This is a genomic window from Catenulispora sp. EB89, from assembly GCF_041261445.1.
Classification (GTDB): Bacteria; Actinomycetota; Actinomycetes; order Streptomycetales; family Catenulisporaceae; genus Catenulispora.
This window is the reverse complement of sequence record NZ_JBGCCU010000002.1, coordinates 333,560-345,419: the sequence shown is the minus strand read 5'-3', so window position 1 is coordinate 345,419 and position 11,860 is coordinate 333,560. Positions and strand designations below refer to the sequence as shown.

Genomic DNA, 11,860 nt, shown 5'->3' with positions numbered 1-11,860 from the left:
TCGGGTATGACGCCTTCTATGGACGCTGCCGCCACTTCTGCCGCCTCCGTGGCTTCCCCCGCCTCCCCGGCACCCCTGGACCTGTCCGGCCTTACCGCGCTGGTCACCGGCGCGGCCGGCGGCATCGGCCTGGCCTGCGCCGAGCGGCTGGCCGCGGCCGGGGCCAAGGTGGTGGTGGCCGACATCAGCGCCGACGGCGCGCACGCCGCCGCCGAGCGGATCGGCGGGGTGGCGCTGGTCGCCGACCTGAGCGACCTGGACCAGGCTTCGGCGCTGCCGCACCGGGTCGGCGGCGTGGACGTGCTGGTGAACAACGCCGGACTGCAGCACGTGGCGCCGCTTCACGAGTTCCCGGTCGAGCGTTTCTCACTGATCCTGCGGCTGATGCTGGAGGCGCCGTTCCGGCTGATCCGCGAGTCGCTGCCGCACATGTACGAGCGCGGCTGGGGCCGGGTCGTGAACATCTCCTCGGCGCACGGCCTGCGGGCCTCGGAGTTCAAGGCCGCCTATGTCACGGCCAAGCACGGCTTGGAGGGGCTGTCGAAGGTCACGGCGCTGGAGGGCGCCCCGTACGGCGTCACCTCGAACTGCGTGAACCCGGCCTACGTCCGCACCCCGCTGGTCGAGAACCAGATCGCCGACCAGGCCGCCGCGCACGGCATCCCCGAGGACGAGGTGGTCTCCAAGATCATGTTGGAGCGTTCGGCCATCAAGCGTCTGATCGAGCCCGCCGAGGTGGCCGAGCTCGTGGCCTACCTGTGCTCACCGGCCGCCGCCTCGGTCTCCGGCGCCTCGTTGGCCATGGACGGCGGATGGACAGCGCGGTGAGGAGCGCGTGATGCTGGGCGCCATGTCCGCGCATCGCCCACCCTCGGTGTTCCTCGACCTGCTGGCCCGCGACGCCGCCGCCATCGAGTACGACGGCCCGGTGGTCGCCGCCCGGGTGGCCGGCGCGGGCGCCGAGGAGCTGGCGGAGCTGGAGGCGGCCAAACGGGTGGCGTTGGAAGTCCGCGCCACGCTGGCCCGCTCGCGCCGCCGCGAGGCGGAGCTGGTCGCGCTCTTCGAGACCGCCGGCGACCTGGCCGCGCTGCGCGACCTCGACGCCGTCCTGAAGGCGATCGTCACCCGCGCGCACACGCTGATCGGCGCGGACGTCACCTACCTGACCCTCGACGACCCGGACCGCGGCGACACCTACATGCGCGTGACCCACGGCTCGGTCTCGGCCCGCTTCCAGTCCCTGCGCCTGCCGATGGGCGCCGGCCTCGGCGGCCTGGTCGCACAGACGGCGAAGCCGTACGTCACCTCCGACTACCCGCGCGACAGCCGCTTCCGCCACACCAACGAGATCGACGAAGGCGTCGGCGAGGAGGGGCTGACCGCGATCCTCGGCGTCCCGCTGGTCCTGGGCAGCCGGGTGATCGGCGTCCTGTTCGCGGCGAACCGCTCGGCACGGCCTTTCGCCCGCCACGAGATCACGCTGCTGAGTTCCCTGGCCGCGCACGCCGCGGTCGCCATCGACAACGCACGCCTCCTGCAGGCCACGCGCGACGCGCTGAGCGAGCTCCGCTCGGCGAACGAGCTGGTGCGCGCGCACAGCGAGTCGGTGGAGCGGGCCGCCGCGGTGCACGACAAGCTGGCGGACCTGGTGCTGCGCGGCGGGGATGTGGAGGGGATCGCGGCGGCGGTGGCGGAGGCGGTCGGCGGGGGATTGGTGGTGGTCGACGCGGAGGGGGTGGTGACGGCGGTCGCCGGAGAGACTTCGGGGTTTGATGCCGCTGGGGCCGGCCGGCGCGCCGGATCCGGTGCGGCGGCTGCCGGTCGAGCTGGCGCCGGTGCTGGTACTGGTACTGGTACTAGCGCTGGTGCTGGTGCCGATGCGGCCATCGATGTCATCGCCGGCGTGGTGCGATCCGGGCCGCTGAGCACTGCCGCGTCGGCGACCGGCCTGATCGCCACTTCCGCGGCGACCGGCCACGCCGTGCGCTCCGGCGACCTGGTCGTCGCAGCGGTCGCAGCAGCCGCCGAACCCCTCGGCGCCCTCATCCTCCGCGCCCCCGAATCCTTCAGCGACGTCGACCAGCGCATCCTCGAACGCGCGGCGCTCGTCGTCGCGCTCCATCTGCTGATGCGCCGTTCCGAAGCGGAGGCTGCTGAGCGGCTGGGCGGCGATCTTCTCGACGACCTCCTCGCCGTCCCCGTCCGCCACACCTCCACCCTGGCCGAGCGTGCCCGCCGCGTCGGCGTGGACCTCGACCGGCCGCACATCGTCGTGGCCGCCGACGCCGCTCCCGCCGACCGTCCCCGCGCGCACTTCGCCGCCGGCCGCCTGGCCAAGTCCGAAGGCGGCCTGGCCGGCTCCCACGAAGGCCGCATCGTCCTCCTGCTGCCCGGCGACGACCCCGCCCCGGCGGCGCAGCGCGTCCTGGCGGCGCTCCGCGGCGGCCTCGCGCATCCCGTCACCGTCGGTGCCGGCGGCCCGAAGTCCGATGTCGCGGCCTATGCCGACGCGCACGCCGAAGCCGTCCGCTGCCTCGGCGCCCTGCACGCCCTTGGCCGCGCCGGGTGTGCCGCCGCCCCCTCCGACCTCGGCTTCCTCGCGCTCGTCCTGGGCGGCGGCGACCCCGGCACCGTGGTGCGCAAGGCCCTCGGGCCGCTCGTCGACTACGACGCCAAGCGCGGCACCGACCTGCTCGGCACCGTCGAGCAGTACTTCGCCTGCGGCCGCAGCCTCGGCCGCACCGGCGAGGCGCTGCACATCCACGTCAACACCGTGACCCAGCGCCTGGACCGCACCGCGCGCCTGCTCGGCCCCGACTGGCAGGAGCCCGGCCGCAGCCTGGAGATCCAGCTGGCGCTCCAGGTCCGGCGCGTGATGGGGCTCTGAGGCATAGCCGTACGCGATCTTGTAGTGCTCGAAGACATATCAAAAGACGCAGGCCACTCATACGGTCCATCCCCATGGACAAGACAGCCCCGACCCCGTCCCACGCGGTGGCGGACATCCCCTCGGCCGCCACGCTCGCCGTGGGCGGCTTCGGCCTCTGCGGCATCCCCAGCACCCTGATAGCGGCCCTGCTCGACCAGGGCGCGACCGGGCTCTCCGTGGTCTCCAACAACTGCGGCGTCGACGACTGGGGCCTGGGCCTGCTGCTGAACGCCGGCCGCATCAGCAAGATGACCAGCTCGTACGTCGGAGAGAACAAGGAGTTCGCGCGCCAGTACCTGGCCGGCGAGCTCGAGGTCGAACTGCTCCCGCAGGGCACGCTGGCCGAGAGCCTGCGCGCCGGCGGCCTGGGCATCCCCGCGTACTACACGCCGGCCGGCGTCGGCACGAGCGTCGCCGAGGGCAAGGAGACGCGCGTCATCGACGGCCGCGAATACCTGCTGGAACGCGCCATCACCGCCGACTTCGCGCTGGTCCGCGCCGCGAAGGGGGACCGCCACGGCAACCTCGTCTTCCACGCCTCGGCCCGCAACTTCAACCCGGTGGTGGCGATGGCCGGCCGGGTGACCGTCGCAGAGGTCGAGGAGCTGGTCGAGCCCGGCGAGCTGGACCCGGACGAGATCCATCTGCCGGGCGTCTTCGTGCAGTGCGTGGTCGCGGTTCCGGCGGACCAGCGGGAGAAGCGCATCGAGAAGCGGACCGTCACGGTTACCACCTCTGAGAACGGAGCAGTCTGACATGCCCCTGACCCGCGACCAGCTGGCGGCCCGCGCCGCGCGCGAACTGCGCGACGGCTCCTACGTCAACCTCGGCATCGGCCTGCCGACGCTGATCCCCGGCCACCTGCCGCCCGGCGTCGAGGTGGTCCTGCAGTCGGAGAACGGCATCCTCGGCCTCGGCCCCTACCCGGCTCCGGACGACGTCGACCCCGACCTCGTCAACGCGGGCAAGGAGACCGTCACTGTCCGGCCGGGCTCAAGCTTCTTCGATTCCGCCACCTCTTTCGGCATGATCCGCGGCGGCCACATCGACACCGCGGTGCTCGGCGCGATGCAGGTCTCGGCCGCCGGCGACCTGGCGAACTGGACCGTGCCCGGCAAGCTGGTCAAGGGCATGGGCGGCGCGATGGACCTGGTGCACGGCGCACGCCGGGTGCTGGTGGTCATGGAGCACACGGCGAAGGACGGCTCCCCGAAGCTGCTCCAGGAATGCACGCTTCCGTTGACCGGCAAGGGCGTCGTCGACCGGGTCATCACCGACCTGGCGGTGCTCGACGTGACGCCGGCCGGCTTCCGGCTGGTCGAGCTGGCGCCGGGCGTCACGGTCGAGGAGGTGGTGGCCAACACCGGAGCGCCCCTCGATGTGGCGATGGCCCACATTTCGGGGCCCGTAACGCGCACTTAACGTTCCGGCCATGCATTCCACCAGCATCCTGCGCAGATACAGCGCCCGGTATGTAGCAGCAGCCATGGCCGCCGCGTCGATCGCGGCGCTGGCCGCGTGCGGGAGCCCGAGCAAGGCGACCGCCGGGTCGTCGGGCGGGGGCGGGGCGTCCTCCGGCGGGTCCGGCGCGCCGATCAAGGTCGGGCTCGTCTACTCCGAGACCGGACCGCTCGCCGACTACGGCAAGGACTACTACCAGGGCTTCCTGGCCGGCCTCGACTACGCCACGCACGGCACCGACGCCGTGAACGGCCACAAGATCGAGGTGACGCAGCGCGACGACGCGGGCGACCCGACCAAGGCGGTCGGCGCCGCCAAGGACCTGATCGGCCAGGGCTACCGCATCCTGGCCGGCTCCACCGCCTCCGGCGTGGCACTTCAGGTGGCGCCGCTGGCCGCGCAGAACAAGGTGCTGTTCATCTCCGGCCCGGCCGCCACCGACGCGGTCACCGGCCTGAACAGGTACACGTTCCGGTCCGGCCGCGAGACGTACCAGGACATCGCCACCGCCGCGTCCTTCCTCGGCGACCTGACGAACAAGCACGTCACCGTCCTGGCCCAGGACAGCGCCTTCGGCCAGGCGAACGTCGAGGCGGTGAAGGCGGTGCTGGGCGCCAAGGGCGCGAAGGTGGACTCGGTCCTGGCCCCGCCGAGCGCCACCGACCTGACCCCGTTCGCCACCCAGGCCAAGAACGCCAAGCCGGACCTGCTGTTCGTGGCCTGGGCCGGCACCACGGCCTCGGCGCTGTGGACCGCGCTGTCGCAGCAGGGCGTCCTGGACGCCACGACCACCGTCACCGGCCTGGACGTGCGCGCCTCCTACCCGGTGTTCGCCGCCACCGGCGGCAAGGTGTCCTTCCTGGCGCACTACGTCCCCGACGGCACCAGCAACGACGCCGCCAAGGCGATGGACGCCTACCTCTCGGCGCACGGCGAGCAGTCCGACCTGTTCAGCCCCGACGGCTTCACCGCCGCGCAGATGGTGGTGCACGCCGCGGAGAACGGCGACACCGACGTGGACGCGATGGTGAAGAACCTGGAGGGCTGGAGCTTCGACGGGATCAAGGGCGCCTACACGATCCGCGCCTCCGACCACGCGCTGCTGCAGCCGATGTTCCAGGCCAAGCTGAACGGCACGACGCCGACCGTGGTGAAGACCCTGGACCCGAACGAGGTCGCGCCGCCGGCCAAGAGCTTCCCGGCGAGCTGACGATGAGCGACGGACTCGCATCGAGCCGCGGACTCACCTCGGGCCCGGCGGCGCCCGGCGACCGCACGCCCGACGTGCCCGACGTGCCCGACACGCCCGACGTGCTCACTCTGGCGGGGCTCTCCTGGACGGTCGGCGGCTCGGCGATCCTGTCCGGCGTGGACCTCGCGGTCCGCGAGGGCGAGTTCGTCGCGGTCATCGGCCCCAACGGCGCCGGCAAGACCTCGCTGTTCAACCTGATCAGCGGCCTGAACCGGACCAGCGCCGGCCGCATCAGCCTCGACGGCGCCGACATCACCACCGAGGCGCCGCACAAGCGGGCCCGGCGCGGCATCGGCCGCACCTTCCAGTCCTCCAGCGTCTTCCCGACCATGACCGTCGCCGAGCACGTGGCGCTCGCGCAGCAGGTCGCGGCGAAGCAGCGGCGCGGGGTCGCCTCCGACCCCCTGGAGCGCGTCCGCCTGACCGAGAAGTCCGGCGCCCGCGCCGCCGACCTCTCCCACGGCGACAAGCGCAAGCTCGAACTCGCCATGCTCCTGGCCTCCGGCGCCGAACGCCTGCTCCTGCTCGACGAACCGATGGCCGGCGTCGCATCCGGCGACGTCCCCGAACTGGTCGACGTCATCAGAACCCTGCACCGCGACGAGGGGCGCACGGTCCTGATGGTCGAGCACCACATGGAGGTCCTGCTCGGCCTCGCCGACCGCGTCGCGGTGATGCACCACGGCGCCCTGCTCGCGATCGACACACCGCAGCGCATCATGGCCGACACGCGCGTCCAGGAGGCATACGTGGGGGACGCACTGTGATCCTCGAACTCGACGACGTCCGCGTCACCCTCGGCGGCTCGCACATCCTGCAAGGCGTCTCGTTCACCGTAGCGCCGACCGGCGTGACGGCCCTGCTGGGGCGCAACGGCGTCGGCAAGACGACGACGGTCAAGGCCATCCTCGGCCTGGTCCCCCGCACCGGCCGCATCACCTTCGCCGGCACCCCGGTCCACCGGCTGCGTACCCACGAGATCGTCCGCCAGGGCATCGGCTACGCACCAGAAGACCGCTGCGTCTTCGCAAAGCTGACAGTCGCGGAGAACCTGACCCTCGCCGAGCGCCGAGGCACGGCCCACGCCTACGACCTGGTCTACGAACTCTTCCCGGAACTGAAGGCCCGCAGCGCCCAGGCCGCCGGCACCCTGTCCGGCGGCCAGCAGCAGATGGTCGCCATCGCCCGCACCCTCCTCAACGACAACCGCCTCCTCGTGGTCGACGAACCAACGAAGGGCCTGGCCCCGAAGGTGGTGACCGAAGTGGCCGAGGTCCTGGAACGCGCCGCCGAGCGAGTACCGATGCTCCTGGTCGAGCAGAACCTGGCGCTGGTGCGCCGCCTCGCCGGCGACGGCGTGGTGCTCGCGGCGGGCCAGGTGGTGCACCGGGGTCCGGTGCGCGAGTTGCTGGCGGATGCTGCGCTGACGCGGGAGTTGCTGGGCGTGGGTCAGGCGCGCGGCGAAAACGCGCGCCCATCCTCACACCCCGCCCCTTCCAGGGGGACAACCCACCCTCAGTCAATTGTCAACCACCGTCAACCGCCGAAAGAAGTGTCGGCCGCGGAATCCACCCGATCGGACGCGCCGTGAGCACCCTCGTCCTCCTCACCCTCACCGGCCTGGGCCTCGGCGCCCTCTACTTCCTCATCGCCAGCGGCCTCTCCCTCATCTTCGGCCTGATGGACGTCCTCAACTTCGCCCACGGCGCCCTCGTCACCGCCGGCGCCTACGCGGCCTGGCGCCTGACCGGCCACCTGCCGTTCGCGCTGGCCGTCGCGGCGGCCGTCGCCACCGGCGCGGTCCTCGCCGCGCTCATTGAGACCGTCCTCATCCGGCCTCTCTACTCGCGCCCCAAGGACCAGATCCTCGTCACCGTCGGGCTCGGCCTTGCGCTGCCCGCTCTCGTGCAGGGCATCTGGGGTGCCGACGCGCGCCAGCTCCAGCCGCCCCGGCAGCTTGCCGGGACCGTCAGCCTTCTCGGGGCGAAGGTCCCGACCGATCGCTTCGTCCTCATCGCCGCCGCGCTGGCAGTGCTCGCCGCGCTCAAGCTCTTCCTCGGACGGACGCGCTACGGCCTCGTCGTGCGCGCCGGGGTCGAGGATCGTGCGATGGTCACCGCCCTCGGTATCGACGTGCGCAGGGCCTTCACCCTCGTCTTCGCGATCGGGGGTGCGCTCGCGGGGCTGGCCGGGGCGCTCGGCGGTGTGTACTTCGGCAGTGTGTCGCCGGATCAGGGCACGTCGTTGCTGGTGTTCGGGTTCGTCGTCGTGGTGATCGGCGGGATGGGGCGGACCGACGGGGTCGCGCTCGCCGCGGCGGCTGTCGGGCTGATCCAGCAGTTCACCAACTACTACGCCGCCTCGGGTCTCGGCGACTTCGCCGCGGTCGCGATCCTCGCCGTCGTGCTGCTCGCCCGCGGCAACCGGGACGGCATCCAGCGGCTCATCCGGAGGACCGCGTGAAGCGCGACGGTAAGTTGAAAATTAAGAACCTGATACCCGCAGCGGTCCTCGCCGTCCTGCTCACCCTGCCCTACTCGACGCTCAGCATCCCCGGCGTCTTCGACGGCGCCGTCAACACCCCCGGCTCGCTCCAGCTCCTCGCCCTCTGCCTGCTCTTCGCCGGCCTGGCCGTCGGCTACGACCTGCTGTTCGGCCGCCTCGGCCTGATGTCCTTCGGCCACGCGCTCTACGTCGCGATCGGCGCGTACAGCGCCGAGCTCGCCATGAAGGACATGCACCTGCCCCTGGCGACCGCCGCGGTGCTCGCGATCGTCATCGGTGCGGCGGTCAGCACCCTGCTGGGCGCAGTTTCCCTGAAAGGTGTCGGAAAGCTGGGCGGCGAAAACCTGGGGACCGTCGGCTTCGCCATGGTCACCCTGGCGTTCGCGCAGGCCGGGTCCATCCTGGTCGGCCGGGATCCGAAGACCACCGGCGGGGAGGAGGGGCTGCCGCTGAGCACTGAGAAGGTGCCCGCGGCGTTCGTCGGCGTGGTCAACACCGTCAACCTGTACTGGCTCGCGCTCGCCTACCTCGTCCTGGTCTGCGGCGTCGTCTGGTGGCTGACCGGGAGCCGGGTCGGCCGGGTGTGGCAGGCGATCCGCGACAACGAGCGGCGAGCCGAGGTCCTCGGCCTGAACCCGTTCCGCTACCAGCTCGGCGCCTTCGTGCTGGCCGGGACGCTCGGCGCGGCCGGCGGCGTGGTGCACCTGCTGGTCACTGCCGGGGCGACGCCGGAGACCACGACCACCGACTTCACCCTCGCGCTGTTGGTGATGGTGGTGCTCGGCGGGTCCGGCACGCGCTGGGGCCCGGTGCTCGGCGGCGTGCTCTACACGCTGCTGGACCACCGGCTCGGCGCCGTCGCCACCTCCGACTCGGTCGCGGGCCTGCCCGCCGTCCTGCGGATCCCGCTGTCGCAGCCGCTGGTGCTGCTCGGCGTGCTGTTCGTGCTCGTGGTCTACGCCGTCCCCGGCGGGCTCGCCGCGCTGCCGAACCGGGTGCGCCGGCTACGCCGCGGAGGAGGAGCCGGCCCCCGACGACAGCGAAGCGAACAGCACCGGCTCGGCGTGGTCGAGGGCGAGCCGGACCGCCCCCATCCCGACCGCGTCGCCTCCGAGCTCTGACACCTTCACGTCCGGCGGATACATGCAGACCTCGCGGAGCAGGGCCCTGATCGGCTCGGTGAGACGCTCGCCGGTCTGGGCCAGGCTGCCGCCGATCACCACCAGCCCCGGGTCCAGCGGCGTCACCAGGCTGACCAGCCCTTCGGCCAGGCCCCGGGCGAAGGCGTCGAAGGCCGCGGCGGCCCGGTCGTCGCCGGCGTCGGCCCGCTCCATCGCGAACAACGCGGCCTGCGACGGCGCCCGCAGCTCGCCCGGGTCGACCGCCATCGCGTAGCCCATGACGTGCTGGAACGCCGCCCACCGGCTGTTCGGGTGGCCGCCGAGCTCGCCGGCGGCGGCGTGCGAACCGCGGTACGGCACGCCGTCGAACAGCAGCCCCAGCCCGATGCGCCGGCCGGTGTGCAGATACAGCACGTTGTCGTGCTCGGACGCCGCCCCGCACCAGTGCTCGGCCAGCACCGCCAGCCGCATGTCGTTCTCGATCACGACCGGGACCGGCACCCGCGCGGCCAGCTCCGCCCGCAGGTCCACCCCTGACCAGTCGGCCAGCGCGACGCTCTTGAGCACCCGGCCCTCGTTGTCGATGACCCCGGTGGTGCCGACGCCGACCGCGGCCAACCGCCCGGCCGGCACGTCGGCTGCCCCGGCCGCGTGCCCCAACACCCGCTGGACGGCGTCGAGCCGCCCGGGCGCCGACAGCTCCGGGCTCAGGTGCTCCACCGCCCGCCCGACGACCGCCCCGTCCAGGTCGGCGACCATCGCGGTGATCCCGGAGCCGCCGATCGCCACGCCCGCGACGTGCGCCGCGGCCGCGCGGAAGGCGTAGCGCCGGGCCGGCCGCCCGCGCTGGCCGTCGGCCACCGCCTCGGCCTCCACCACCCAGCCGTTGCGCTGCAGCGCGTCCATGATGACCTCGGTCGTGGCCCGGGACAGCTGCGCGGCCCGGGCGACCTCGGCCAGGGTCGGCGTCCCGGTCTCGCGCAGTGCGCGCAGCACCGCCACCTCGTTCAGGCTCCGCAGAAAGCTGCCGTCGCCGCTGGTCCGTCGCATGGCGGTCATCTTAGGCCGGGGGAGCTCGGTACGCCCGGTATTTATGACGATCACTGTCGTAAAGATGTCCGACTCGTCCGGATACCAGATCACGGCCCGGTCTCGGAACGAGTACTTTTTCGCGTCTCGTGCGTGACCGTGCTCGATTAACACTGGTCTCAAGCAAAAACGGCGGCTAGTGTCCCGGACCACGGGAGGCCCCGCCTCCCGCCCCTCACCCTCATCAGGCCTCTGACAGGCGGCGACGCCGTCGGCGGCTTACGAAAACGTTGGGAGACGCGGATGTTCCGAAAGGCGTTGGTGCTGGCCGGAGCCGGGGCGCTTGCCCTGGCCGCGACCGGCTGTTCCTCCTCGAAGTCGTCTTCCGGACAGGCCGAATCCGGCCCGGTCACCCTGACCTACGGCATCTGGGACGCGAAGCAGAAGCCGGCGATGCAGGAGATCGCCGACGCCTTCCACGCGTCCCACCCGAACATCACCATCGACATCCAGCTGACGCCGAACGCCGACTACTGGACCAAGCTCCAGACCGCGGCCGCCTCCGGCACCGCCCCGGACGTCTTCTGGATGAGCACCACGCGCATCGGCCTCTACGCCGGCCAGAAGCAGCTGCTGTCCCTGTCGGACAAGCCCGGCTTCGACAACAGCCCGTTCCCGAAGTCGCTGAACGACGTCTACACCCTCGACGGCAAGCAGTACGGCATGCCGAAGGACTTCGACACCGTCGGGCTCTGGTACAACAAGAAGCTTTTCGACGCCGCCGGGGTGAAGTACCCGACCGCCGGCTGGACCTGGCAGGACGTCATCAACGCGGCCCAGAAGCTGAACGACCCCGGCAAGGGCGTCTGGGGCATCGCCTCCCCGGACTGGACGCAGGAGAACCTGTTCAACACCATGCTCCAGGCCGGCGGCCAGGCCATCACCCCGGACCACAAGAAGTCCGGGTTCGACGACCCCAAGAGCCTGGCCGGCCTGCAGTACGCGCTGGACTTCATCACCAAGTACCACGTCTCGCCGACCGCGCAGCAGATGACCGACACCCAGCCGGACCAGCTGTTCGCCTCCGGCAAGGTGGCGATGTTCGCCGACGGCGACTACGACATGCCGGAGTACAAGGCGGCCACCGGCCTGGACGCGGACGTCGCGCCGCTGCCGGCCGGCCCGGACGGCAAGAAGGCGACGGTCATCAACGGCCTGGCGAACGTCATCTACGCCAAGACCAAGCACCAGCAGGCGGCCTGGGAGTTCGTGCAGTACCTCGGCAGCAAGGAGGCCAACGAGATCCAGGCCAAGACCGGCACCGTGATCCCGGCCTACAACGGCCTGTCCGCGACCTGGGTGGCCTCGACTCCGCAGTACCACCTGCAGTCCTTCATCGACCAGCTCAACGACGCCGTGCCGTATCCGGTGTCGAAGAACACCGCGGCCTGGACCACCCCCATGCAGGCCACCCTGGACCAGATCTGGGGCGGCAAGCTCGATCTGCAGACCGGCGCCAAGCAGATAGCGGACCAGATGAACGCCGAACTGGCCAAGGAGTAG

The 11,860-nt window shown here is 71.7% G+C and carries 11 protein-coding genes; 10 read left to right on the top strand and 1 reads right to left on the bottom strand.

Translation table 11 applies throughout. The features are described from left to right. The first annotated feature begins 18 nt into the window (after positions 1 to 18). From ABH920_RS05080 to ABH920_RS05040, 9 genes are all read left to right on the top strand, one after another. A complete protein-coding gene (locus tag ABH920_RS05080; protein ID WP_370347302.1) occupies positions 19 to 828 on the top strand; it encodes a 3-hydroxybutyrate dehydrogenase in 810 nt (269 codons plus the stop codon). A 22-nt stretch (positions 829 to 850) separates the two neighbouring features. Next, on the top strand, positions 851 to 2,887 hold the full coding sequence (locus ABH920_RS05075; RefSeq protein WP_370347300.1) for a helix-turn-helix domain-containing protein: 2,037 nt from the start codon (positions 851 to 853) through the stop codon (positions 2,885 to 2,887). A gap of 74 nt (positions 2,888 to 2,961) precedes the next feature. After that, positions 2,962 to 3,684, top strand: a complete 723-nt coding sequence (locus tag ABH920_RS05070) for a CoA transferase subunit A (protein WP_370347298.1) — start codon at positions 2,962 to 2,964, stop codon at positions 3,682 to 3,684. 1 nt (position 3,685) lies between these two features. Continuing rightward, the gene (locus tag ABH920_RS05065) at positions 3,686 to 4,351 is read left to right on the top strand and encodes a CoA transferase subunit B (RefSeq protein ID WP_370347296.1); all 666 of its coding nucleotides are present in this window, start codon (positions 3,686 to 3,688) and stop codon (positions 4,349 to 4,351) included. Between the two features lie 10 nt (positions 4,352 to 4,361). Then, positions 4,362 to 5,600: a substrate-binding domain-containing protein gene (locus ABH920_RS05060; protein ID WP_370347294.1), complete on the top strand. Its 1,239-nt coding sequence runs from the start codon at positions 4,362 to 4,364 to the stop codon at positions 5,598 to 5,600. 2 nt (positions 5,601 to 5,602) lie between these two features. Beyond that, complete coding sequence (locus ABH920_RS05055) at positions 5,603 to 6,409, top strand: ABC transporter ATP-binding protein (RefSeq protein WP_370347292.1); 807 nt, start codon at positions 5,603 to 5,605, stop codon at positions 6,407 to 6,409. After that, positions 6,406 to 7,233, top strand: coding sequence for an ABC transporter ATP-binding protein (locus ABH920_RS05050; RefSeq protein WP_370347290.1), 828 nt, complete (start codon positions 6,406 to 6,408; stop codon positions 7,231 to 7,233). The genes ABH920_RS05055 and ABH920_RS05050 overlap by 4 nt, the downstream gene beginning before the upstream one ends. Then, positions 7,230 to 8,105, top strand: a complete 876-nt coding sequence (locus ABH920_RS05045) for a branched-chain amino acid ABC transporter permease (RefSeq protein ID WP_370347288.1) — start codon at positions 7,230 to 7,232, stop codon at positions 8,103 to 8,105. Before ABH920_RS05050 ends, ABH920_RS05045 begins: the two co-directional genes overlap by 4 nt. Further along, positions 8,102 to 9,268, top strand: coding sequence for a branched-chain amino acid ABC transporter permease (locus ABH920_RS05040; protein ID WP_370347286.1), 1,167 nt, complete (start codon positions 8,102 to 8,104; stop codon positions 9,266 to 9,268). The genes ABH920_RS05045 and ABH920_RS05040 overlap by 4 nt, the downstream gene beginning before the upstream one ends. On the opposite strand, the gene ABH920_RS05035 is transcribed toward ABH920_RS05040, so the two are convergent. Then, the gene (locus ABH920_RS05035) at positions 9,152 to 10,318 is read right to left on the bottom strand and encodes an ROK family protein (protein WP_370347284.1); all 1,167 of its coding nucleotides are present in this window, start codon (positions 10,316 to 10,318) and stop codon (positions 9,152 to 9,154) included. The two genes, ABH920_RS05040 and ABH920_RS05035, sit on opposite strands and share 117 nt — an antisense overlap. A gap of 282 nt (positions 10,319 to 10,600) precedes the next feature. On the opposite strand from ABH920_RS05035, the gene ABH920_RS05030 reads away from it, so the two are divergent. Continuing rightward, positions 10,601 to 11,860: a sugar ABC transporter substrate-binding protein gene (locus ABH920_RS05030; RefSeq protein WP_370347282.1), complete on the top strand. Its 1,260-nt coding sequence runs from the start codon at positions 10,601 to 10,603 to the stop codon at positions 11,858 to 11,860.

Bases quoted from the DNA above. Each gene is read 5' to 3' on its own strand.
- ABH920_RS05075 (WP_370347300.1), top strand. From the start codon at position 851: ATGTCCGCGCATCGCCCACCCTCGGTGTTCCTCGACCTGCTGGCCCGC.
- ABH920_RS05065 (WP_370347296.1), top strand. From the start codon at position 3,686: ATGCCCCTGACCCGCGACCAGCTGGCGGCCCGCGCCGCGCGCGAACTG.
- ABH920_RS05080 (WP_370347302.1), top strand. From the start codon at position 19: ATGGACGCTGCCGCCACTTCTGCCGCCTCCGTGGCTTCCCCCGCCTCC.
- ABH920_RS05030 (WP_370347282.1), top strand. From the start codon at position 10,601: ATGTTCCGAAAGGCGTTGGTGCTGGCCGGAGCCGGGGCGCTTGCCCTG.
- ABH920_RS05035 (WP_370347284.1), bottom strand. From the start codon at position 10,318: ATGCGACGGACCAGCGGCGACGGCAGCTTTCTGCGGAGCCTGAACGAG.
- ABH920_RS05055 (WP_370347292.1), top strand. From the start codon at position 5,603: ATGAGCGACGGACTCGCATCGAGCCGCGGACTCACCTCGGGCCCGGCG.
- ABH920_RS05060 (WP_370347294.1), top strand. From the start codon at position 4,362: ATGCATTCCACCAGCATCCTGCGCAGATACAGCGCCCGGTATGTAGCA.
- ABH920_RS05070 (WP_370347298.1), top strand. From the start codon at position 2,962: ATGGACAAGACAGCCCCGACCCCGTCCCACGCGGTGGCGGACATCCCC.